Annotated in this window: 21 protein-coding genes; 10 read left to right on the top strand and 11 right to left on the bottom strand. The window is 67.6% G+C overall.

Annotation, left to right across the window (positions count from 1 at the left end; translation table 11 throughout):
- Positions 1 to 16: 16 nt before the first annotated feature.
- The 7 genes from ACOYR3_RS04455 to fliF all read right to left on the bottom strand — a co-directional run bounded on the left by ACOYR3_RS04455 (position 17) and on the right by fliF (position 7,594).
- Positions 17 to 595 (bottom strand): flagellar basal body-associated FliL family protein, encoded by a 579-nt coding sequence (locus ACOYR3_RS04455; protein ID WP_422845283.1) that lies wholly within the window; start codon positions 593 to 595, stop codon positions 17 to 19.
- A gap of 292 nt (positions 596 to 887) precedes the next feature.
- Positions 888 to 2,273, bottom strand: coding sequence for a flagellar hook-length control protein FliK (locus tag ACOYR3_RS04450; RefSeq protein ID WP_422845282.1), 1,386 nt, complete (start codon positions 2,271 to 2,273; stop codon positions 888 to 890).
- A gap of 5 nt (positions 2,274 to 2,278) precedes the next feature.
- Positions 2,279 to 2,743 (bottom strand): flagellar export protein FliJ, encoded by a 465-nt coding sequence (gene fliJ / locus ACOYR3_RS04445; protein ID WP_422845281.1) that lies wholly within the window; start codon positions 2,741 to 2,743, stop codon positions 2,279 to 2,281.
- A 31-nt stretch (positions 2,744 to 2,774) separates the two neighbouring features.
- Positions 2,775 to 4,169, bottom strand: a complete 1,395-nt coding sequence (gene fliI, locus ACOYR3_RS04440) for a flagellar protein export ATPase FliI (protein ID WP_422845280.1) — start codon at positions 4,167 to 4,169, stop codon at positions 2,775 to 2,777.
- Complete coding sequence (locus ACOYR3_RS04435) at positions 4,159 to 4,884, bottom strand: FliH/SctL family protein (RefSeq protein ID WP_422845279.1); 726 nt, start codon at positions 4,882 to 4,884, stop codon at positions 4,159 to 4,161. The genes fliI and ACOYR3_RS04435 overlap by 11 nt, the downstream gene beginning before the upstream one ends.
- Positions 4,868 to 5,863 (bottom strand): flagellar motor switch protein FliG, encoded by a 996-nt coding sequence (gene fliG / locus ACOYR3_RS04430; protein ID WP_422845278.1) that lies wholly within the window; start codon positions 5,861 to 5,863, stop codon positions 4,868 to 4,870. The genes ACOYR3_RS04435 and fliG overlap by 17 nt, the downstream gene beginning before the upstream one ends.
- A 27-nt stretch (positions 5,864 to 5,890) precedes the next feature.
- Positions 5,891 to 7,594, bottom strand: coding sequence for a flagellar basal-body MS-ring/collar protein FliF (gene fliF / locus ACOYR3_RS04425; protein WP_422845277.1), 1,704 nt, complete (start codon positions 7,592 to 7,594; stop codon positions 5,891 to 5,893).
- 175 nt (positions 7,595 to 7,769) lie between these two features.
- Here fliF and fliE point away from each other — a divergent pair, with 175 nt between their 5' ends.
- Positions 7,770 to 8,087 (top strand): flagellar hook-basal body complex protein FliE, encoded by a 318-nt coding sequence (fliE, locus tag ACOYR3_RS04420; protein WP_291489530.1) that lies wholly within the window; start codon positions 7,770 to 7,772, stop codon positions 8,085 to 8,087.
- Positions 8,088 to 8,519: 432 nt separating this feature from the next.
- On the opposite strand, the gene ACOYR3_RS04415 is transcribed toward fliE, so the two are convergent.
- From ACOYR3_RS04415 to ACOYR3_RS04400, 4 genes are all read right to left on the bottom strand, one after another.
- A complete protein-coding gene (locus ACOYR3_RS04415) occupies positions 8,520 to 8,819 on the bottom strand; it encodes a flagellar protein FliT (RefSeq protein WP_291485581.1) in 300 nt (99 codons plus the stop codon).
- A 3-nt stretch (positions 8,820 to 8,822) separates the two neighbouring features.
- Entirely contained in the window at positions 8,823 to 9,278 is a 456-nt protein-coding gene (gene fliS, locus ACOYR3_RS04410) for a flagellar export chaperone FliS (RefSeq protein WP_422845276.1), read from the bottom strand.
- 66 nt (positions 9,279 to 9,344) lie between these two features.
- The gene (gene fliD, locus ACOYR3_RS04405; protein ID WP_422845275.1) at positions 9,345 to 10,787 is read right to left on the bottom strand and encodes a flagellar filament capping protein FliD; all 1,443 of its coding nucleotides are present in this window, start codon (positions 10,785 to 10,787) and stop codon (positions 9,345 to 9,347) included.
- Between the two features lie 226 nt (positions 10,788 to 11,013).
- Positions 11,014 to 12,459 (bottom strand): flagellin, encoded by a 1,446-nt coding sequence (locus tag ACOYR3_RS04400; RefSeq protein WP_291485587.1) that lies wholly within the window; start codon positions 12,457 to 12,459, stop codon positions 11,014 to 11,016.
- A 324-nt stretch (positions 12,460 to 12,783) separates the two neighbouring features.
- Between ACOYR3_RS04400 and ACOYR3_RS04395 the strand changes: the two genes are divergently transcribed.
- The 9 genes from ACOYR3_RS04395 (at position 12,784) to ACOYR3_RS04355 (ending at position 23,219) form a co-directional block, all read left to right on the top strand.
- On the top strand, positions 12,784 to 14,259 hold the full coding sequence (locus tag ACOYR3_RS04395) for a flagellin (protein WP_422845274.1): 1,476 nt from the start codon (positions 12,784 to 12,786) through the stop codon (positions 14,257 to 14,259).
- A gap of 268 nt (positions 14,260 to 14,527) precedes the next feature.
- Complete coding sequence (motA, locus tag ACOYR3_RS04390; RefSeq protein ID WP_422845273.1) at positions 14,528 to 15,388, top strand: flagellar motor stator protein MotA; 861 nt, start codon at positions 14,528 to 14,530, stop codon at positions 15,386 to 15,388.
- Positions 15,389 to 15,435: 47 nt separating this feature from the next.
- On the top strand, positions 15,436 to 16,368 hold the full coding sequence (gene motB, locus ACOYR3_RS04385) for a flagellar motor protein MotB (protein WP_422845272.1): 933 nt from the start codon (positions 15,436 to 15,438) through the stop codon (positions 16,366 to 16,368).
- Positions 16,369 to 16,440: 72 nt separating this feature from the next.
- Entirely contained in the window at positions 16,441 to 16,827 is a 387-nt protein-coding gene (gene cheY, locus ACOYR3_RS04380; protein WP_040328086.1) for a chemotaxis response regulator CheY, read from the top strand.
- A gap of 4 nt (positions 16,828 to 16,831) precedes the next feature.
- Entirely contained in the window at positions 16,832 to 17,458 is a 627-nt protein-coding gene (locus ACOYR3_RS04375; protein ID WP_291485597.1) for a protein phosphatase CheZ, read from the top strand.
- 227 nt (positions 17,459 to 17,685) lie between these two features.
- Positions 17,686 to 18,840: an EscU/YscU/HrcU family type III secretion system export apparatus switch protein gene (locus tag ACOYR3_RS04370; protein ID WP_422845271.1), complete on the top strand. Its 1,155-nt coding sequence runs from the start codon at positions 17,686 to 17,688 to the stop codon at positions 18,838 to 18,840.
- Positions 18,837 to 20,918 carry a flagellar biosynthesis protein FlhA gene (flhA, locus tag ACOYR3_RS04365; protein WP_422845270.1) on the top strand — a complete coding sequence of 694 codons (2,082 nt, stop codon included), beginning with the start codon at positions 18,837 to 18,839 and terminating at the stop codon, positions 20,916 to 20,918. The genes ACOYR3_RS04370 and flhA overlap by 4 nt, the downstream gene beginning before the upstream one ends.
- Positions 20,915 to 22,432 carry a flagellar biosynthesis protein FlhF gene (gene flhF, locus ACOYR3_RS04360; RefSeq protein WP_422845269.1) on the top strand — a complete coding sequence of 506 codons (1,518 nt, stop codon included), beginning with the start codon at positions 20,915 to 20,917 and terminating at the stop codon, positions 22,430 to 22,432. Before flhA ends, flhF begins: the two co-directional genes overlap by 4 nt.
- Positions 22,425 to 23,219 carry a hypothetical protein gene (locus tag ACOYR3_RS04355; protein WP_422845268.1) on the top strand — a complete coding sequence of 265 codons (795 nt, stop codon included), beginning with the start codon at positions 22,425 to 22,427 and terminating at the stop codon, positions 23,217 to 23,219. Before flhF ends, ACOYR3_RS04355 begins: the two co-directional genes overlap by 8 nt.
- The last annotated feature ends 96 nt before the right edge of the window (positions 23,220 to 23,315 follow it).

Raw genomic sequence — 23,315 nt, 5'->3', positions numbered from 1 at the left:
CAGGTCCTTGCCAAGGTCACTGGATGATGAAGCTGGAGAAAAGCACCCGCCGCACCGGATTGCGCTCCACCCGCCGGCGCGGCCGCTCTTCTGGATCCTCTTCCTTGTCCGCGGCAGCGGCGCGTGCGCGCTCGCGCTCCGTGGGCACGGAGAAGCCCAGGGGCCGGGACACTTCGCGCAGGATGTCGTTGGCCAGCTTCTCCTTGCCCTCGCGCTGCAGGAGTTCGCTGGAGGTGCGCTGCGAGATCAGCATGAGGATGCCGCTGCGGATGGCGGGCAGGTACTGCTTGACCTGCTCCGCCGTCTTGGCATCGTCCAGCTCCAGGGTGATGCCCACCTGGGCAAAGCGGTCGCCACCCGGGTCGGCCAGGTTGACCACCATGTTTTCCAAGGGCAGAAACGTGGGGGCGACCTTCGGAGCCTCCTTGTGCGCAGGGGCCGCGCTCCCCTCTTCATCGTCCGCATGGGACCGGCTCATCAGGAACCACGCGGCCGCCCCGCCGCCGATCACGAGCACGGCCACCACCCCCAGAATGATGATGAGCATCTTCTTGCTCTTGGCCGGGGCTGCTGCTGCGGGGGTATTTGCTGACACGGTGCGGGTTCCTTGGAATAGGAGGAGGCAAGCTGCGCCCGCGCAGTCCATGAGCGAGCAATGCCGATGGCCCATTATTGGGCGGGGGAGCGACCAATAATAGCCAGAATAAAAGCCCAAAACCATGGCATTCGCCGGGCTACACCGGCGGGCGGCGCCGCGCGGGATGCGGCATTCCCGGCACCCTGTACCACCGGCCCGCGAGGGAGTAGCCCACCGCGCCAGAGCGCGGCAGCTCAGCCCGTCGCGCCCAACGAGGCACGCACTCCTGCGCCCCGATCCGGGCGCCTGGTTACACGAAGATGTCGACGGCCCGGTCCGGGGCACCGCCCCGCGACAGGGGCGCCGTGCCGGCCGGTGCCGGCGCCACCACGCGGGCCTGCCGTGCCCCGTCACGGCGGTCCTGCCCTTCCGCCTGCCCCCCTGCGTTGTCGCGGTAGCCTGCCGACGTGCCCACCGACATGCCGGACAGCACCAGCCCTTCGCCACGCAGCAGTTCGCTCAACTGCGCCATGCTCCGGTCCAGCACCTCGCGGGTGTGCGCCTGGTCGCTGCGGAATGACACATGGGCCTCGTTGCCCGACAGCGTGACCGACACCTCCACCGGCTGGCCATCCGAGTTGAGCGTGAGTTCCGCGTTCTGGGTTTTCTGGTTGACCCAGTAGGCCACCTGTTCAGCAACCTGCTCCTCGGCGCCGACCTGCGAGGGATCGGCAAAGGACGGCGCACCGTCCACCGCCCCGGGCTCCGCCGGCGCGGGGCCCGCGGCCGCGGCGTCCAGCCACGCCCCGCCCTCGGTGCCGCCGTCGCCGCGGCGGTTGCCGCCCGCGGCGCTCTCGCCATTGCCTGCGGCGCCCAGCGCAGCCGCCAGCCCCTCCTGCAGCGGCGCCGACAGGGCGGATCCGGCTACGGGGTCCGCCGCACGGCCCACCCCACGGTCCTGCGGCCCGGCGCCCCCCCCAGCCGCCGCGACAGATTCGGCCGCTGCATGCAGCGCCGAGAGCAAGGGTGCCTGGAGGCCTTGCGCCGCGGTGGCGGCGCCTCCGGCAGCCTGCAGACGCCCAGCCCCGGTGTCGGGCACGTCCGGCCGGCCACCCAGAGGGCCTTGCCACCGGAAGGACGGCCGGCCATGCGCCGTGCCGCCGGCCAGCGCAATGCCATCCTTGCGGTCCGCAGCACCATCGAGCATCGCTGTTTCCGCCACCATGCCCTGCAGGCGCGCATCCGCCCCGGTGGCCAGTCCGGCTGCGGCGGCGCCCCCCGGGCCGGCCAGGCCCTGCGCCCCCGGCAGGCCTGCGGCAGCGGAGTCGATACCAGCGACCCCGCCAGACGCGCTGCCGGCGGTGCCTCGGCCTGCAGCAGCGTCCTGCCCGGCCGCCGCAGCCGGCACCAGCAGGCCTTGCCAGGCCGCCAGCACGGAAGCATCTGCAGCGCCATGGGGAGCCGCCGCCCCATCTGCCGGGACATCGGCCGCCCCCGCCGGGGCGTCCAGCAGTTCGGTGCCGGCCGCGGTGGCGTCGCCCAGTGCCGCCAGCAAGGCCAGGAACCCGCCAGCACCCGAGGGGACGGTTTCGTCCACGTTGCCAGCATGGCCTGCGGCCGTCGAGGCTGCGGTCCGGGGCCGCACGGCCTGTGGTGACGAAGTGCCCTGAGAAGAAGAAATTTTGGTGGGTTCCATGGTGTTTACTCCGGGACCGATGCGCCCAGGGCCGGGCCGCGGTACTGCAGCGCCGCGCGCTCGTCGGTCTGTTTCTGATCTCGCCGCACGCCCGCCAGCTCCAGGTCCCGGCGCCGCTTGTCGATGACTTTTTGCAGGCTGGCCAGCCGCAGTTCCGCCTCCAGCAAGGCGCGGCGCGCGTTCTCGACGCGGGCTGCATGGTCTTCCACCACGTTGCCCTGGATGCCTGCCGCGTGGCCGAGCCGGTCCATTAACTGGTAGTGGTGGTACATCACCTCGGGCTTGACCGTTGCGTCGGCTTTCATGCCCCAGCGCGCCTGGGTCTCGTTCGCATAGTCTTGCAGCTGCTGCAGCTGCGCGCGGGCCGCCTGCTGCGCGGCCAGCGCATCCTGCAGCACCTTGCGGGCCTCGTCGCGCTTGCGGGAGGCCACTTCGACGGCAACGGAAAGGGCGTTGAGGCTGCTGGACATGGCGGGCTGGCTGTAGTCGGTCTGCGATGGTTCACTGGCCCAGCACCGCGGCCATGTCGGCCACGCTGCCGTCCAGGGTGGAGGCCTCGAACATGTCCTGCTGCAAGAAGGCCGCCATCTGGGGCTGCAGGCGGATGGCCTCGTCCAGGGCGGGGTCCGAGCCGCTCATGTACGCGCCCACCTGCACGAGATCGCGGCTCTTCTGGTAGCGCGAGTACACGGCCCGGAAGCGCCGGGCCAGGTCGAAGTGCCCGCGCGACACCACGTTGTGCATGACCCGGGAGGCCGACTGCTCGATGTCGATGGCCGGGAAGTGGCCGGTCTCCGCCAGCGCGCGGGACAGCACGATGTGGCCGTCGAGAATCGCGCGCGCCGCGTCGGCAATGGGGTCCTGCTGGTCGTCGCCTTCGGACAGCACGGTGTAGAAGGCCGTGATCGAACCCACCCCGTGCAGGCCGTTGCCGCTGCGCTCCACCAGCTGGGGCAGCTTGGCAAAACACGACGGCGGATAGCCCTTGGTGGCGGGCGGCTCGCCAATGGCCAGCGCGATTTCCCGCTGGGCCATCGCGTAGCGGGTGAGGGAATCCATGAGCAGCAGCACGTGCTTGCCCCTGTCGCGGAAATGTTCGGCCACGGCCGTGGCGTAGGCGGCGCCCTGCATGCGCAGCAGCGGCGGAGCATCGGCCGGCGCGGCCACCACCACCGAGCGCGCGCGGCCTTCTTCGCCCAGGATGTCCTCCACGAACTCCTTGACTTCGCGGCCCCGTTCGCCGATGAGCCCCACCACGATGACATCCGCCCGCGTGTAGCGGGCCATCATGCCCAGCAGCACGCTCTTGCCCACGCCCGAGCCGGCGAACAGCCCGAGCCGCTGGCCGCGTCCCACCGTCAGCAGCGCGTTGATGGCGCGCACGCCGGTATCCAGCGACTCGCGCACCGGATCGCGGTCCATGGCGTTGATCTGGCGGCGGCCCATGGGCTCGGACACCACGTCCTGCACGGGTCCGCCATGGTCCAGCGGCAGGCCCTGCGCATCCACCACGCGCCCCAGCAGACCTTCGCCCATGGGCAGGCGCAGCACGCCGGCGCGCTGGATGGCCCGCGACGGCTCGCCCAGGCGGGGGATGGGAATGTAGGGCGCGGCCGGGACCACGCTGGCCCCGCTGGACAGGCCGTGGATGTCGCCCGCGGGCATCAGGAACGCCCGGTCCGCCGAGAAGCCGACCACTTCCGCGAGCACGGGCGCCTGGCCCGGCATCTGGACCATGCACTGCGAGCCCACCGGCACGCGGATGCCCACGGCCTCCAGCACCAAGCCGGTCAGCCGCGTGAGCGTGCCGCGTGTCTCCAGGGGCGTGCCCTCCGCCACGCGTGCGCGGGCGTCGTCGACCAGGCGCGCCCAGGCTGCCGAGGTTTCAACGGCCATCGGCGTGCTCCGGCCCGTCCCACGGCGACTGCAGGCCCAGCGCCGCAATGGCCCGCTGCCAGCGCTTGTCGAGGCTGCCGTCCACCACCGTGCCGGCCGACTCGACCAGGCAGCCTCCGGGCGGCACGGCGGCATCGGCCATCCATTGCACGCCGGGCGCACCGGACTCCTCACGCAAGGGCTCGGCCAGGGACTCCATGTCCGCGGGGTTCAGGCGCACCGTGGCAGGGCGCCCCTCGGACACCAGCATGCCCACGGCCTCGCGCACCACGGGCTGCAGCGCGTTGGGGTTGACCGACAGTTCCTGGCGCACCACCTGGCGCGCGATGTCGCATGCCAGCTCCAGCAACTGCTGGGCCATCTGCTGCTGCATGTCGATGAGGCTTGCATCCAGGGTCTGCATCACCTGCTGCAGGCGCTGGGCAGCCTCCTGGCCCTGCTGGGCCACATAGCCGTCCAGGCGCTGCTGCCATTCCAGCGCGGTCTGCGCCTGTCCCTGGGCAAAGCCCTGGGCATAGGCGTCGTCACAGGCCTGCTGCAATTCCGCCTGCCGGGCGGCCTCGTCAATCTCCACGGGAATTTCCGGCACGGGCTCGGGTTCGGGCTCGACCAGGTCGGAGCCGTCCACCGCGCCGAACTTCCACTGCGTGAAGTCCCCCAGCTCCTCGCTGGGGATGAAGCGCGTGTACGCGCGGTGGCTAGACGAAGGCATCATCACCACCACCACCGATCATGATCTGGCCTTCGTCGGCCAGGCGGCGCACCGTCTTGAGGATTTCCTTCTGCTGGGCCTCGACTTCGGACAGCCGCATCGGGCCGCGCGACTCCAGGTCTTCGCGCAGCGCTTCCGCGGCGCGCGAGGACATGTTGGACAGGAACTTGTCGCGCAGCTCGGGAACGGCGCCCTTGAGTGCGACGATAAGGGTCTCGGACGCCACTTCCTTGAGCACTGTCTGGATGGCCTTGTCGTCGAGCTTGAGCACGTCCTCGAACACGAACATCTTGTCCATGATCTTCTGGGCCAGGTCGGGGTCGTAGCTGCGGATGGACTCCAGCACCACGGCATCCATGTTGCCGCCCAGCAGGTTGATGATCTCGGCGGCCGCCTTGACGCCGCCCAGCGAGCTCTTGCGGATCTTGTCGCCGCCGGCGAGCACCTTGAACAGCACCTCGTTCAGGTCCTTGAGGGCCGTGGGCTGGATGCCTTCGAGGGTGGCCACGCGCAGCAGGATCTCGCTGCGCTGGCGGTCGGTCAGGTGCATCAGGATGCCTGAGGCCTGGTCCGAGTCCAAGTGCACGAGGATGGCGGCCACGATCTGCGGATGCTCGTTGCGCAGCAGCTCCGCCACGGACAGCGGGTCCATCCACTTGAGGCTTTCAATGCCCGAGACGTCCCCGCCCTGCAGGATGCGGTCGATGAGCAGCCCCGCCTTGTCGTCGCCCAGCGCGCGCTTGAGCACGGCGCGCACGTAGTTGCCGGTGTCGGACACCAGCAGGCTCTGCGCCGCGGCGGCGTTGGAGAACTTGTTGATGACCTCGTCCACCTTGTCGCGGGAGACCGAGCGCATGCGCGCGATGGTCTCGCCCAGCTTCTGCACCTCTTTGGGCGAGAAATGCTTGAAGACCTCGGCCGCCTCCTCTTCGCCAAGGGACATCAGCATGATGGCGGCGTCGTTGAGTCCTTGCTCGTCCATGGTCGTTGTCGTCCTGCGTTGGGGGCGTCAGACCGGCTCGCCGTTCAGCCAGGTCTTCAAGATATTGGCCACAGCCATCGGGTTTTCCTTGGCCAGCACCCGCGCCTCTTCCAGGCGCAGTTGCTCCGGCGTGGCGGGAAGCACTTCGTTCTTGGCACTGGGCGCGGGCAGCGCGGGCCGCTCGGGCGTCTCGGACTCCAGCGCGTCCAGCTGGCCGCCCGCCAGGGGGGTGGCCCGTGCCTTGGCGGCCTCGGGGCTGGCGCCCTTGAGGGCCGGGCGCACCAGGCCCATCAGCACCAGGGCGGCAAACAGCACGGCACCCACCGGCCAGGCGAAGGTCTTGGCCAGTTCGATCATCTCCGGCTGCTTCCACAGCGGAATATCGGTGGTCGGCGTGGCCTCCACCTGGAACGGCGTGTTCATGAGGTTGACGGAGTCGCCCCGGTCGCGGTTGAAGCCGATCGTCTCGCGCACCAGCGCCGTCATCTGCTCCAGCTGCTCGGGCGTGAGCGCCTTGGTCACCGTCTTGCCCTTGTCTTCCACCGACTGGTAGTTCACCACCACCGCCGCGCTGACCCGCTTGAGCGCGCCGCTGCCGCCGCGGGTCACGCGCACGGTCTTGTCGACCTCGTAGTTGGTGATGGATTCGCGCTTGCTGGGCGCCGTCTGGGCGCCCTGGGCCTGCTGGCCGGCGGCCGTCGGCGCCGGGTTGGCGCCGTTGATGGGCGCCGTGGCCGGTGCGGGCGGCTGGTTGCTGGTGGCGCCCGGCACGCCCGTGGGCAGCGGGTTGCCCTGGGGACCGGTGCTTTCCACGATCTGCTGGCTGCGGATGGCGCTGGCATCGGTGGCCAGGTTGGGGCGGTGCTGCTCCGACGTGGACTCCGTCTGGCTGAAGTCCACCTCGGCCGTCACCTGCGCCTTGACATTGTTGCGGCCCACCACCGGCTCCAGGATGTCCAGAATGCGCCGGGTGTACTGCTGCTCGATCTGCTGCACGTACAGCAGCTGCTGCGCATCGGCGCCCGTGCCGGCCGCCGTATCGGGCGACTGCGACAACAGCTTGCCCGAGTCATCGAGCACGCTGACCGCCGAGGGCGCCAGCTCGGGCACGCTGGACGCAACCAGGTGCACGATGCCCGCCAGCTGCGCCCGGTCCAGGATGCGGCCGGGGTACAGGCTCACCAGCACCGAGGCGGAAGGCTTTTGCTGCTCGCGGAAAAAGCCGTTCTGGTTGGGCAGCGCCAGGTGCACGCGCGCACTCTGCACCGACGACAGCGCCTGGATGGAGCGGGTGAGCTCGCCCTCCAGGCCGCGCTGGAAGTTCAGCCGCTCCTGGAACTGCGTCATGCCGAACTTGCTGGACTCCATCAGCTCGAAACCCGCCACCGAGCCCTTGGGCAGGCCCTGGGTGGCCAGGCGCAGCCGCACGTCGTGCACGCGGTCCGAAGGGATCAGGATGGCCCCGCCGCCGTCCGCGTACTTGTAAGGCACGTTCATCTGCGACAGCTGCGCCACGATGGCGCCGCCGTCCTTGTCGCTCAGGTTGGCAAACAGCACCCGGTAGTCAGGCTGGCGCCCCATGACGATGGCGGCGATGGCCACGGCCACCAGGAGCGCTGCGCCCACACCCAGCCGCATGCGCTGCGCCCGGTCGAGGGCGGACAGCCGCTGCAGCCAGTTGGGCGCGGGGCTGACAGGGGGAGTGAGAGGGACTTCAGCAACTGCAGACATCTTGCATTCCAGTAGGGCGGGCCCGGCAAACGGACCTCAGCGTGGGCTCGATTATTCGGGCAGGCCCCCAAAATGTTCGCTGAATAAGCCGCGCGTTTGGCCATCATTTCCGCAGGATGGGCCGGGGCGCCATGGCTAGGATACGCAGCATACCGCCATTCCCCCGGACACTGCCATGGACCTTCGCATCTCAAGCTCGACCGCCCCGCTCACGGGCGCTGGCCTGGCGCGCCGTGCCGCGGCGCCGCAAGCCGCGGGCGGCAACAACGAAGTGGGCTTCTCCGGCGCCCTCAAGGGTGCGCTGCAGTCCGTGAGCGCCGCCCAGAACCGCGCGACCGACCTGCAGACCGAGGTGCAGATGGAAAACCCCTCCGTCAGCCTGGAAGAAACCATGGTGGCGATCCAGAAGGCCCAGATCGGGTTCCAGGCCACACTGCATGTGCGCAACCGGATGGTGCAGGCCTATACCGACATCATGAACATGCAGGTGTAGCTAGGAGCCCCCTCTGAGGCGCTGCGCGCCTTCCCCCCGCTCTCACAGCGCTGCGCGCTGTGGGCTGGGGGACGCAGCCCTCGCTGCGGGGCGGCCCCTTGCTTGGCTGCACTGGCCTGGGACGCGCCAGTATCGACGTGCAGTGGCGGTAGCAACTCCTGATTCTGTAGCTGCTGGCGCTTGCTGGATGGGCGCTGGGGGCGTTTTTCGCCATAGCAGAGGAAGAGGCTGCCTGTCCGCACGACCCCTCACTCCGCCTGTACACCCGCGGCGGCGGTGCAGGCAATCACCAGCGCCCCATGAAATTGCTACTAATTTGATAGCTATTCGCGCTTGATGAATAAGCGCCAGAGCCCGATTTAACCCATAAAAAAGCCGACCCCCAGGGGTCGGCTTGGGCCGGCTTTGTTCTGGCCGGGTCTTCGCCAGGCCTCAATGCATCATCTGCGGCTGGCCTTCGAACAGGTGCTCGAACTGCGCAAGCCAGGGCTCGGCCAGGCAGCGGATCTGGGCGTCGTTGCGCAAGATGCGCTGCATGATCCGGGTCTTTTCGCGGCGGTGCTCGGGCAGCAGCTCGTGCTCCTGCGACTTGTAGCGCAGCTGCTCGATCAGCACGGCACAGGCGCCTTCGTAGCGCACCACGCCGTCCCAGTCCTTCAGTTTGGCGGCCTCCAGCATCTTGGCGCTGCTGTCCTCGATCGCCTTGTAGTAGTCAATAAGCATGTGGGACATGGTTCAGGCCTCCGCCAGCACGGGCTGGCCAGCGGTGGCGGGCGCACTGGCCGAAGCCGTGCCGCCGGTTTTCTTGATTTCGTTCCAGCCCTGGGCCACCGGCTCGATGAGGCGCATGACCTCTTGCATCATCGCGTCGTCGTTGCGGGCGTTGGCCAGGATGAGGCGGCGCATGCAGTAGTCGTACAGCGCGCCCAGGTTCTGGGCCAGTTCGCCGCCGTCGACCTTGTCCAGTGAGGTGCTCAGGCCTTCTTCGAGGATGCGCACGGCCTTGGAGATGGCGTTGACCTTGCCCAGGACGTCGCCGCGCGCCATGGCGCCGCGCGCCGTGGCGATGGAGTTGAGGATCCCTTCATACAGCAGGCTGACCAGCTGGTGCTGGTCGATCGTGTGCATGCTGGTTTCCACGTTGATGCGTTGGTATGCGTTGGCTGCACGGGGGCTGTAGGCGCTGAACATGCTGACAATCCTTCCGAGGTATTACTTGAGTTATCGGCCTGCGCCAGAAAAACTGAAGCCCCTCGTTCACCCCGACTGCTTGTTCCAGGACGTGACCTGCTGCGCGATATAGGCGTTCAGCGCGTTCAGGCTGGACATCTTGGTGTCCAGGGCGGTGTAGCGCGCCGTCAGGCTCTTCTCCAGCCGGTCCGCACGGTCATTGATGGTCTCGACATCCTTGGCGTTGAGCTTGAGCGCCTGCTCGTACACCTTGGTCTTGGTGGCAAAGAACCCATCCGATGCCAGCAGCTTGGTGGTGATGGCGCCGAACTTGCCGGCAAAGCCATCTGCCACGTTCCCGCCATCCGGCCCGCGGAAGAAGGCCTTGACCTCGTCGGGGGTTTCCATGGCCTTGTTGAACTTGGTCACGTCAAGCGTCAGGTTGCCCGTGGGCGAAACATTGCCCAAGCCGCCTTCGGTGACCACGCCCACGGCAGACAGGTTGCGCAAGGCCCCCGAGCTGTTCACGGACTGCAGCGCAGACCGCAAGGTGTTTTGCAGGTTCACCGCGCCGCTGTCGCCCTGCAGCAGGCCGGCCGTTTTCGTTTCCTTGTCGTACTTCGTCACATCGTTCAACGCCTGGTTGATGGCGTTGTAGGCGCTGATGAAGGCTTCAATGTTCTTCTTGACCGCGGAGTTGTCCTTGGCCACGGTGACCGCCACGTCGCTGGAGCTCACCTGCAACGCGGTGAAGGTGACGCCCGAGACCGTATTGGCAAAGGTATTCGTGCCCGACGTGACCGCCACGCCGTTGACGGTCGCGTTGGCATTCATCGCGTACTCCGTCGTTCCCCCCGTCACCAGCCGCGACAGACCGGCGCCGTCGGCCAGGTTGCCGTCGGCATCCGTCGCGCTCATCCGGTAGCCCGCGTCCTCGCCCGTCGTGCTGCTGCGCAGCATCAGGCGCTCGCCGGTGGCATCGCTCAGCACGGTGGCGGTCACGCCCGCCTTGGATCCATTGATCTTGCTCGCGATATCGCCCAGAGTGTCCGTGGCGCTGACCTCGACATTGACGGCCCCGGCATTGCCCATCGTGAAGACCTTGGGCTCGCCCGACCACTTGCCGACCTCCAGCGTCAGGGTCCCGGCGCCCACCGCCTGGCTCACGGGCGACAAGGCCACGGAGATGGTGGTCTGGGCCTTGGCCAGGTTCTGCACCTGCACATTGAAGGCCGTGGGGGCGGTGCCGCCCACGGCAGACACCGAGACGACGTCCGGCTTTGCCGACGTGGCACTCACGCCGTTCCATCCCGTGACGCTGCCCAGCTTGCTGGCCGCGTCGGCCAAGGTGGACACCAGGGATTTGAATTGCCCGAACGCAGACACCTTGGCGTTGGTCAGTGCGGCCTGCTGGTTGAGCCCGTTGGTCCGGGTGATCGGGGCCTTCACTGCATCGACCGACGCTTTGATCAGGCCATTGACGTCCACATTGCCGCCCAGGCCGATACCTATCGATGAAAAGCTAGCCATGTCCCACCTCCTGGATCCATATCGGGTTGATTCCGCCCGAAATTATCAAGGCCTTCGGCTGCTTGCGTCCAGCCGATAAGCACCCGAGAAGGCCGCCAATCCGCCGCGCTGCAACGCGGCCGGAAAGGAAGAAAGCGGCGGCGATTCAATCGCCTCCGCTTTTTTGGCGGGCGCGGGCCTGTGCACCAGGCCCGCCTCCCGCTATGTCAACCCCGCGCTACGGCGATCAGCGCAGCAGGGCCAGCACGCCCTGGGGCAGCTGGTTGGCCTGGGCCACCATCGCGGTGCCGGCCTGCTGCAGGATCTGGGCGCGCGACAGGTTGGCCGTTTCTGCCGCAAAGTCCGCGTCCTGGATGCGGCTGCGCGATGCCGACATGTTTTCCGCCGTGCCTTGCAGGTTGTTCACCGTGGTCTCAAAGCGCGACTGCAGGGCACCGAAGCTGGCACGCTGGCCGTTGACGGCGGCCAGGGCCGAGTCAATGATCTTCAGCGCCTTGGTGGAGCCGTCCACCGTGGACACGTCGATGGTGTTCACGGCCTTCAGCGAAGAAGCTGCCGTGGTGGATGCCAGTGCAGACGTGCCGGTGATCGAGTAGCCCTTGTCGGATGCGAACTCCAGCGTGCCACGCGACACCACGGTACCGCCGGCGGCAGCAGCAGCCGTGGCCGCGCCAAAGGTCGGCGTCGTTGCGGCTTCGGCGTTTTGCGCTGCCAGCGTGATGCCGACGGTGGCGCTGTTGTTGGTCAGGTCGATATTGGCGCCAGCCTCGTTGGTGAGGATGATGCCGTCCGCTGCGGAGTTCAGCTTGGCGGTGACGCCCGTTTGCGACGCCACATCGTTGAAGGCCTTGACAGCTTCGGCCAGGCCAGCAGCCGTGTTGCCCGACACGTTGAAGGTGACGTTGGCGGCGGTGGAGTTGTCGCCCTTGACTGCCAGAGACACGGCGCCGGTGGCCGCAAACTTGAGTTCGGACACGTTGCGGGCCGATGCGGTCACGCCGGTGGCGTCGGACAGCGCGTTGATGGCGGCAGCCGCGGTGGCGGCGGTGTCGGTGGCGCCCAGCGTCGCGGTCTTGGTTTGCAGGCCGGCGATCACGATCGTACCCGTCAGGGCCGTGGCGGTCGCAGCGGCGTCCACCAGCTTGCTGTTGTTGATCTGCGCACCGTAGGTGGTGGTGCGGAAATTGCCGGTGGTGGCCGTGATGGTCTGGTTGGCGTTGGCGCCCACCTGGAAGGTGGCCGAACCGAAGGAGCCGTCCAGCAGCTTCTGGCCATTGAATTCGGTGGTGGTGGAGATGCGGTCCAGCTCGGACAGCAGCTGGCCCACTTCGGCCTGGATGGCCTTGCGGTCCGAAGCGCTGTTGGTGGCGTTGGCCGACTGCACGGACAGTTCACGCACCCGCTGCAGGATGTCGCCCGAAGCCTTGAGCGCGCCTTCAGCGGTTTGCGCCAGCGAGATGCCGTCATTGGCATTGCGCACCGCCTGGTTCAGGCCGCGGATCTGGCTGGTGAAGCGCTCCGAGATCGCCAGGCCGGCGGCGTCGTCCTTGGCGCTGTTGATGCGCAGGCCCGACGACAGGCGCTGGATGGAGGTGCCCAGCGAAGCCTGGCTCATGCCCAAATTGCGCTGAGCGGTCAAAGAACTGATGTTGGTATTGATGGTGGAAGCCATTACAAATCTCCTGAAAAGTACCGACTGAATCTGGCGTTGCCGCCAATCTGCGCCAGGCAAGGGACCTGGCCCAACAGTTCACAGCGCCGGGATGGCCTTCTGTAGAACGGCGGGGCAATAACGTCCCGTTGCAATTGTTTTCGGTACCCGCTGGGGAAACTTTAGGGCGGAACCCACAAGTTGCGGGGTTTTTTTGCGCCTTATCGCACCACTGCGCCGGGCGCTCCACTTTCACAATCCACCCATCGTTCCCGTCTCGTCTGCCGGACGGTGGAGCTTCTACCGGCGCAGATTTGGTTTTTCAAGCCTTCAAGGAGCATATCCATGGCAGCTACTATCAACACCAACATCAGCTCTCTGACCGCCCAGCGCAACCTGGGCATGAGCCAGGCCTCGCTCAGCACCTCCATCCAGCGCCTGTCGTCGGGCCTGCGCATCAACAGCGCCAAGGACGACGCCGCCGGCCTGGCGATCTCGGAGCGCTTCACCACTCAGATCCGCGGCCTGAACCAGGCCGTGCGCAACGCCAACGACGGGATTTCCCTGGCCCAGGTGGCGGAAGGCGCCCTGGCGGGCGCCAGCAGCATTCTCCAGCGGGTGCGCGAACTGTCCGTGCAGTCGGCCAACGCCTCCAACTCCGCCGGCGACCGCAAGGCCATCCAGGCCGAAGTGGGCCAGCTGCTGTCCGAACTGGACCGCATCTCCGTAACCACCGAATTCAACGGCCAGAAGCTGCTGGACGGCTCCTTCGGCTCGGCCACCTTCCAGGTGGGCGCCAACGCCAACCAGACCATCACGGCCACCACCGGCAATTTCCGCACCACCACTTATGGCGCGCAGCTGTACGGCTCCAAACTGGTGGAGGCTGCCGCGACGGCCACGCCGCTGACCGGCACGCTGGTGATCAACGGGATCCAGTCCAAAACCGTCACGCTGACCGCGGCGGACACCGCTGCGTCGGCCGCCGCAGCCGTCAACGCGGCCTCGGACGCCACCGGCGTCACCGCGATTGCCCGCAACGTGTCCGAGTTCAAGGTCACAGGGGCCAACGCGTCCTATTCCCTGGCCGTGAAGGGCGACAACTCCACGGCCGCCAACGTGACCTTCAGCGTCGGCGCCATCAATACGGCGGCCGGCCTGGCCGAGGCCGTGAAGGCCTTCAACGACGTGTCCTCGCAGACCGGCGTCACGGCCAAGCTCAACAGCACCGCGGACGGCCTGATCCTGACCAGCGAGTCAGGCGCCAACATCGACATCACGAACAACTCCGCCGCGGGTTCGAACGTCACCCTGGCAGCGGGCAATGCGGCCACCACCCTGAGCAGCGGCACGCAGAGCTTTGGCGCGGCCTTCACCGCGGCAGCCGCCGGCGGTACCGCCGTGTCCGTGGGCACGCTGGAGTTCAAGTCCGACAAGGGCTTCTCGTTCGACGCCACGTCCACCTCCGCCCTTTTCGACACGGCAGCCCCCTCGTCGACGCTGGCCGCCGTCAACACCATCGACGTGTCCACGGTGGACGGCTCCACCAAGGCGCTGAAGATCATTGACTCGGCCCTGGCCGCCGTCAACGGCCAGCGCGCCAGCTTCGGCGCTCTGCAGTCGCGCTTCGAAACCACGATCTCGAACCTGCAGCTGTCGTCGGAAAACATGTCGGCATCGCGCAGCCGCATCCAGGATGCGGACTTCGCCGCAGAAACGGCCAACCTGTCGCGCGCCCAGATCCTGCAGCAGGCCGGCACCGCGATGGTGGCCCAGGCCAACCAGCTGCCCCAGGGCGTGCTGGCCCTGCTCAAGGGCTAAATCCCCGGCCCGCAGCGAGCGATTGCCCCCAACCCGGCGCAGCCCATGGCCATCGCATGAGAATCAGAGGCCTGCGGGCCTCTTTTTTCCATCCCGGCGCGCGCCAGGGCGCCGGCACGTGGGCAAGAACGCGACGTTTCGCGCCGGCGCTTTTGCCCCTCGCCCCCGCAATCCGATACATTTAGGAACAATGCGACCCGCCGGGCGGCTCCCGAACCTTTCGGCGGGCCGCGAAGTTTCCCCCTCGCTGCACTCCTTCGCTTAAAGCATGTTCGTCCTCATCGGTTACATCGTCTGCCTCGGCTGCATCTTCGGCGTGTACATCGTGCACGGGGGCAATATCAGCGTGATCCTGAAGGCGCTGCCTTTCGAGATCATCACCATCCTGGGCGGCGCGCTGGGGGCCTTCGTGGTGAACAACCAGCCCAAGGTGATCAAGGCCACGCTGGCGGCACTGCCCATGGCGCTCAAGGGCTCCAAGTACACCAAGGAGCGGTACATGGAGCTCATGGCCATGCTCTACGACATCCTGCAAAAGGCCCGCAAGGAGGGCCTGATGGCCATCGAGAAGGATGTCGAGGCGCCCCACGAGTCCGAAATCTTCAAGAAATACCCCACCGTGGGCAGCGACCACCACGTGATCGAGTTCACCACCGACTACCTGCGCATGATGGTGTCGGGCAACCTGAATTCGCACGAGATCGAGGCGCTGATGGACAGCGAGATCGAAACCCACCACCAGGAAGCCCATGCCCCGGTGGCCGCCCTGGCGCGGCTGGCCGGCGCCCTGCCCGCCTTCGGGATCGTGGCCGCCGTGCTGGGCGTGGTCAACACCATGGGCTCGGTGGGGCAGCCGCCCTCGGTGCTGGGCGGCATGATCGGCTCGGCGCTGGTGGGGACCTTCCTGGGCATTCTGCTGGCCTATGGCGTGGTGGAGCCGCTGGGCGGGCTGGTCGAGCAAAAGACCGAGGACGCCGCCAAGGAACTGCAGTGCATCAAGTCCACGCTGCTGGCCAGCATGCAGGGCTACAACCCGGCCACGGCCATCGAGTTTGGCCGCAAGGTGCTGTTCTCCACCGTGCGCCCCAGCTTCACCGAGCTGGAAGGCCACGTGCGGGGCAAGAAGTAGCCGCGCCGCCGTTGCAGCCGCAGCGCCCCTGAGCCGGTAGGACCCCCATGGCAGAAAAGAAGCTCCAGCCCATCATCGTCAAGCGCATCAAGAAAGGCGGCCACGCGGTGCACGGCGGTGCCTGGAAGATCGCCTACGCCGACTTCGTGACGGCCATGATGGCGTTCTTCCTGCTGATGTGGCTCCTCGGCTCGACCGCCAAGGGCGAGCTGCAGGGGATTGCTGCCTATTTCGCGTCGCCCCTCAAGGTGGCGATGACCGGGGGCGACGGCGCGGGCAACAGCTCCAGCGTGATCCCGGGCGGGGGCAACGACCTGTCCAAGGTGCACGGCCAGGTGCGGCGCTCCGACGACGAGGCGGCCAAGCAGCGCCGCATGAGCATCGACGCCGCGCGCGCGGAGCGGGCGCGGCAGGACCATGAGCGCATCAAGGCGCTGGAAGCGAAGATCGATGCGCTCATCACCGAAAACCCGCGCCTGAACGAGTACAAGTCCCAGATCCGCATCGACATCACGCCCGACGGCCTGCAGATCCAGATCGTGGACGACCAGAACCGCCCCATGTTCGACAGCGGCAGTGCGTTGGTAAAACCCTACATGCGCGACATCCTGCGGGAGATCGGTGCCGCGCTCGGCGGGGTGGAGAACCGCATCAGCCTGGCCGGGCACACCGACGCCACCCCCTATGGCAACGGCGAGCGCGGCTACAGCAATTGGGAACTCTCGGCCGACCGGGCCAACGCCTCGCGGCGCGAACTGGTCGCCGCCGGCATGCCGGACGCTAAACTGGGGCGCGTGGTGGGCCTGGCGGCCAGCGATCTGCTGGACCCCGCCAACCCCCGCTCCCCCGCCAACCGGCGCATCACCATCACGGTGCTGACCCGCGAAGCCGAAGAACGCCTCATGGGCAAAGGGGTTCCCGAAATCACCTCCACAGAATTGTTGGATGAAAAGCGGGAAAATCCCCCCCCGGGCAGGTGAACGTAACGACTTGTCACCAAACCTGCCGCCCATGAAAATACTTACAGCCATTTCCGACCGAAAGGGTCCCACGTGACCACAGCCCTTCGTTTTTTGATCGTTGACGACTTCTCCACCATGCGGCGCATCGTGCGCAACCTGCTCAAGGAAAGCGGTTTTGCCGATGCCGATGAGGCCGAAGACGGCGTGGCCGCGCTCAACAAGCTGCGCAACAGCAAGTTCGACTTCGTGGTGACCGACATCAACATGCCCAACATGAACGGCTTCCAGTTGCTGGCGGAAATCAAGAAGGACGAGAAGCTCAAGCACCTGCCCGTCCTGATGGTGACGGCCGAAGCGCGCAAGGAAGACATCGTGGCGGCCGCCCAGGGCGGCGCTGCGGGCTACATCGTCAAACCCTTCACCAAGGCCACGCTGGAAGAGAAAGTGACCTTGATCCTGAAGAAGATGGGGCTATGACACCATGGACGCCACACCGGACAACAGCCCGCCGCCCGGCGACGCCGACGTACACCACAAGATCGGCCTGCTGACGCGCCAGCTGCACGACTCGCTCAACGAGCTGGGCTATGCCGAGAAGCTGCGCGGCTCCATGGGCGAACTGCCCGACGCGCAAAGCCGCCTGTCCTATATCGCCCGCCTGACGGGCGAGGCCGCGGAAAAGGTGCTCAACCGCGTCGAGCAGGCCAAGGCCCAGCACGACTTCATCGCGGCAGAGACCCGCCGGGTGGTGGCCTCGCTGGTCAAGGACCCCGTGGCGGCGGTGGCCAAGGGGGAAATCATGAATTTCCTCCACGATGTGGAACGCGTGACCAAGGAAGCCGACACGCACCTCACCGAGATCATGATGGCGCAGGACTTCCACGACCTCACCGGGCAGGTGATCGCCCGCGTGGTGAACCTGGCCGCCACCATCGAGGAGCAGCTGGTGCAACTGCTGATCCAGACCGCCCCGCCGAGCGCGCAGATGCCTGCCGAACCGGCCCGGCCCGTGCACCTGCAAGGGCCGGTGGTGGACCCCGAGAACACCCCCGACGTGGTCACCGACCAGTCGCAAGTGGACGACTTGCTGGCCAGCCTGGGCTTCTGACCGCCCAGGTTTTTTAGCTCAAATCGAACGCTAGCGCTTACCCAGCAAGCGCTGGCAGCTATATTTTTTGAAGCACCGACGGGCGCTCGCACACCGCCCGCAGCGTGCGCACCCGCAAGCGGATGCGGCCCCGGCCGCACGGAAAAGCAGGGGCCGCCGCCGCTTTATCCGCCTTTAGATTTCCAGGCCGCTCACGACAATGGCATGACCCGATCCGTCATGCCGCCATGGAATCCAGCCAAGAAAAAAGCCTACCCGCGACCGAGCGCAAGCTGCAAAAAGCGCGCGAGGACGGCCAGGGCGCCCGCTCCCGCGACCTGTCCCACCTGGCGGTCCTGGGCGCCGGCGCGGCCTGCGTGCTGGTGCTGGCGCCGCACCTGATGGAACACTTGCAGCGGGCCCTCAGCCAGCAGCTGGCTTTTGATGCCGCCACCGTCATGGCGCCCGGCACCATGCTGCAGCGCCTGCAGACCATGGCCGGCATCGGGCTGGTGGCCAGCACGGTGTTCGCGGTGCTCACCAGCGCCGCGGCGCTGATCAGCGCCATTGGCGCGGGCGGCTGGATCTTCAGCTTCAAGCCGATCACCCCCCAGTTCAACCGCCTCAACCCGATCTCGGGGCTGGCCAACCTGTTTTCCAAGCAGCAGATGGCCAACGTGGCCAAGATGGTGCTGATGACGGGCATCCTGAGCTACGTGGCCTGGAAGTTCATGGGCACCAGTATCGACTCGGTGGCCATGCTGGTGCTGCAGCCCTCGCCGCTGGCCATCCGGCAGATCGCGGACTGGCTGACCTCGGGCATGAGCCTGCTGCTGCTGATCGTCTTCCTGGCGGCGCTGGTGGACGTGCCGCTGCAGGCCTATTTCTTCAAGACGCGGCTGAAGATGTCGCACGAGGAAGTCAAGCAGGAGCACAAGGAGTCGGACGGCAACCCGCACACCAAGGGCCGCATCCGCCAGCGCCAGCGCGAGATCGCGGACCGCGCCAGCATCGGCGCCGTGCCCAAGGCCGACTTCGTGGTGATGAACCCCACCCACTATGCGGTGGCGCTCAAGTACGACGAAAAGACCATGAGCGCCCCGCAGGTCATCGCGCGCGGCACCGACCTGCTGGCCTTCCGCATCCGCGACCTGGCCAAGGAGCACAGCGTGCCCGTGCTGCAGGCCCCCATGCTGGCCCGGGCGCTGTACGCCCACGCCGAACTGGACCAGGCCATCCCCGCCACGCTTTACACGGCCGTCGCGCAGGTGCTGGCCTATGTGTACCGCCTGAAGGCCGCGCTGCGCGGCGAAGGCCGCATGCCCGACAGCCTGGTCGAGCCCTATGTGCCGCCCGAACTCGATCCGCTCAACCGCACGCCCGTGCAAGGTGATGCCGCATGAACACGTCCGTAAAGTCTCTCCAGCAATGGGCCGGTAACAACGCCAATGCGCTGCAGGGCCTGTCGGCCCCGCTGCTGGTGGTGGCCATACTGGCCCTCATGGTGCTGCCCATCCCGTCGTGGATGCTGGACGCCTTCTTCACGCTGAACATCGCTGTGGCGCTGATGGTGATGATGGTGGCGGCGTACATGCTGCGCCCGCTGGATTTCGCGGCGTTCCCCTCGGTGCTGCTGCTCACCACGCTGATGCGCCTGTCGCTGAACGTGGCGTCCACCCGCGTGGTGCTGCTCGAAGGCCACACCGGCCCCGGCGCGGCCGGCGCGGTGATCGAGGCCTTCGGCCACTTCCTGATCGGCGGCAACTTCGCCGTGGGCCTGATCGTGTTCGCCATCCTGGTGGTGATCAACTTCGTGGTGATCACCAAGGGCGCCGAGCGCATTGCCGAGGTGTCGGCCCGCTTCACGCTGGACGCCATGCCCGGCAAGCAGATGGCGGTGGACGCCGACCTGAACGCCGGCCTGATCGACGAGAAGGAAGCCAAGCGCCGCCGCGCCGAGGTGGCGGAGGAAGCCAACTTCTTCGGCTCCATGGACGGTGCCTCCAAGTTCGTGCGCGGCGACGCCATTGCCGGCATCCTGATCCTGCTCATCAACATCGTGGGCGGCTTCGCCATCGGCATGCTGCAGCACGGCCTGTCGGCCGGGCAGGCCGCCGACAGCTACATCCTGCTGGCCATCGGCGATGCGCTGGTGGCGCAGATTCCCGGCCTCTTGATCTCGGTGGCCGCGGCCATGGTGATCTCGCGCGTGGGCAAGGACCACGACATGGGCCGCCAGATCGTGCAGCAGCTGTTCATGTCGCCGCGCGTGCTGGCCGTCACGGCCAGCATCCTGGTGCTGCTGGGCCTCATCCCCGGCATGCCCCATGTGGTGTTCCTCACCATGGGCGGACTGCTGGGCTATGGCGCCTGGGTGCTGTACGAGCGGCAGAAGGTGCCGCCCCCGGTAGAGGCGCCGCCCGCGCCGGTCACCGATGGCGAGGCCACCTGGGACGACCTGCAGCCGGTGGACCTGCTGGGCCTGGAGCTGGGCTACCGCCTCATCAGCCTGGTGGACAAGAGCCGCCAGGGCGACTTGCTCACGCGCATCAAGGGTGTGCGCCGCAAGTTCGCGCAGGAAGTCGGCTTCCTGCCCCCGGCCGTGCACGTGCGCGACAACCTCGAATTGAAGCCCAGCGCCTACCGCATCACGCTGCGCGGCGTGGTGGTGGGCGAAGGCGAGGCCTTCCCCGGCATGTTCCTGGCGATCAACCCCGGCGGCATCACCACGCCGCTGATCGGCACGCCCACCACCGACCCGGCCTTCGGCCTGCCGGCGCACTGGATCGACGAACGCCAGAAGGAAGCCGCACAAATGGCAGGTTTTACCGTGGTTGATTCCGAAACCGTGATGGCCACCCATTTGTCACACTTGATGCAAGTGCAAGCCGCCAAGCTCCTCAGCCGCACGGAAACCCAGCAGCTGGTGGAACACGTGGCCAAGCTGGCCCCCAAGCTCATCGAAGAAGTCGTCCCGAAAATGGTCTCCATCGCAACGTTCCAGAAGGTCCTCCAGCTGCTGCTGGAAGAGTCTGTGCACATCCGCGATATCCGCACCATCATCGAGACGCTGGCCGAATACGCCGGCAGCATCGCCGACCCGGTGGAGCTGGCCCGCCGCGTGCGCATCGCCCTGTCGCCCGCCATCGTCCAGCAGATCTACGGGCCCACCCGCGAGCTCAACGTCATCGCCATCGAACCCGGCCTGGAACGCCTGCTGGTGCAGGCCCTGGGCAACACGGCCGGCCCCGCGCTCGACCCGGGCGTGGCCGACATCCTGACCCAGAAGGCTGCCGAGGTGGCCCTCAAGCAGGAAGAAATGGGCCTGCCCGCCTGCCTGCTCGTTCCCGACCAGATCCGCAATGCCATCTCCCGCCTGGTGCGCCGCGTCGCGCCCCGCCTGCAGGTGCTTGCGCACAGTGAAATTCCCGAGACCCACACCATCCGGATTGGGCCCATTCTCAAAGGTGCATCAGCATGAACATCAAACGCTTTACCGCCCCCACCTCCCGCGAGGCACTGGCCAAGGCGCGCATGGCCTTTGGCGAGGGCACACTGATCCTGTCCAACCGCCCCACGGCCAACGGCGTGGAAGTGGTGGCCACGGCGGAAGACACGCTGTCGGCACTGGACGGCGGCACCGACCACGGCGCAGCCAGCGCCCCGCTGCTGGCCCCGGCGCCGTCGCGCAATGCCGCCCCGCGCGCCAGCCAGGCACCCGCCGCCTCCGGCCTGGGCCGCAACCCGGTGGAAGAAGACACCGAGCAGCTGGCCATGAGCACGCTGTCGTTCCAGGACTATGTGCGCGAGCGCATGCTGCGCCGCCGGCACGAGGCGCTGCACGGCGCCTCGCCCGCACCCGCAACGCTGTCCGAACGGGCCCGCGACCAGGAGCCGGAGCGAGAACGCGAACGCGAACGCGAGCGGATGCCTGCGCCCGCCGTGGCCCGCCACAACCCGCTGCGCACCATTCCCATGGACATCCCGCCCGAGCCGCCGCGCCGCCGCCAGGAGGCCTCTGCCGCCCACCTGGCCCAGGCCAGCAACCAGCAAAGCGTGATGAACGAGCTCCATGCGATGAAGGAGCTGATCGAGGACCGCTTCAACACCCTGGCCTGGCTGGGGCAGGCGCGCCAGAACCCCATCCAGTCCAACCTCATGCTCAAGATGATCCGTGCCGGCTACTCCCCCTCCCTGGCCCGCGCCGTGCTCGAACGCATGCCGGAAGAGCTGTCGGCCGCGGAGTCGGTGCGCTGGCTGATGGACGTGCTGGAGCGCAACCTCAAGACCGACCAGGCCGAGGCCCCGCTGTACGAGCAAGGCGGCATCTTCGCCCTGGTGGGCTCCACCGGCGTGGGCAAGACCACCACCACCGCCAAGCTGGCCGCGCTGTGCGCACGCATCCACGGCCCGGGCAGCGTGGGCCTGATCACCCTGGACACCTACCGCGTGGGCGCGCACGAGCAGCTGCGCACCTACGGCCGCATGCTGGGCATCGTGGCGCACCTGGCGCACGACCGCGCGGCGCTGCAGGACTTGCTGGGCCTGCTCAGCGGCAAGAAGATGGTGCTCATCGACACCACGGGCGTGGCCCCGCGCGATCCGCGCAAGCGCGACATGCTGGACGTGCTGGACCTGCCGCACGTCAACCGCCTGCTGGTGCTCAACGCCGGCTGCCACGGCGACACACTGGACGACGTGCTCACCGCGTTCAAGACCGACGGCTCGCAGCAGGCCATCCTCTCCAAGGTGGACGAGGCCGTGAAGCTGGGCCCCGCCATCGACGCGCTGATCCGCCACCAGATGGTGCTGCGCGGCGTGACCAACGGCCAGCGCGTGCCGGAAGACTGGGAGCGCGCCGACGCGCACAAGCTCATCAGCACCTCCATGCGCGCGCCGGCCAAGTCGGCCTTCGACCCCAAGGCCACCGACCTGAACTTCTTCTTCTCGCACGCGCCCGAGAGCCTGGCCGAACGGGGGCTGGTCGATGCTTGATATCGGCTTTCACCAGGCGGCCGGCCTGCACAGCTTCACCCCGCAGGCCGAACTGCGGGTGGTGGCGGTTGCCAGCCAGGGCGACCCCGCCGGCCTGGAAACCCTGTGGCAGATCTGCGCGAGCCTGCAGCGCCTGGGTTACCCGGTGGTGGTGCTGGACGGCACGGCGCAGGAGTCCGACGACAGCCCCGGCCTGCTGCACCTGCTGCAACAGGCGCCCTGGAACGAGGGCGCCGACCTGAACATGGGCGCCATGGCCTCGTCGCTGGCCGTGATCCCGGCGGGCAAAGGCCTGCTGCGCCTCGCCCGCGTCGCCAGCCGCGAGGAGACGGCCCCGCTGGCCGGACTGCTGCCGTATTTCAGAACCTACGGCATCCTGGTGCTGCACGCGCCCGCCGCCACGCTGGGCCCGCTGCTGACCCACACCGCCACCGTGCCCCTGGTGGTGATGGGCGAAGGCTCGGCCGGCGTGCTCGCCAGCTACAAGAGCCTCAAGCAGATTGCGGTGCACACCGGCCTGCCCTGCATGGTGGCCGCCCTGCTGCGCGGCAGCGCTGCGGCCGAACGGCGCCGGGCGCAGCACGCGCTGCTGACGCTGCAGGACTGCGCCGGACGCCACCTGGGCGGCCCCGTGCGCACGACCACCATCGCCACGCAAAGCCCGCAAGACCTTCAGCGCCTGGCCTTGCAACTGCTGGAGAATGCGGGCACTATCAATGAGTCGCTGACTGCGCTGCCCCCGGGCAACCTGGCAGGCTTGCCGGCCCCGTTTGCCCGGAGCCACTGACGAGAGCGTGTGATGCCCCTGTACGTACCCGCGTTGACCCCCGAGGCCGGTGCCCAGCCACCGCAGTGCGCTGCCCGGGTCCGCGTACGCCCCCAA

It is taken from the genome of Acidovorax sp. M2(2025) (assembly GCF_049330835.1).
Classification (GTDB): Bacteria; Pseudomonadota; Gammaproteobacteria; order Burkholderiales; family Burkholderiaceae_C; genus Acidovorax.
The sequence above is the reverse complement of the archived record's forward strand: the minus strand, read 5'-3'. Positions and strand labels throughout refer to the sequence as shown.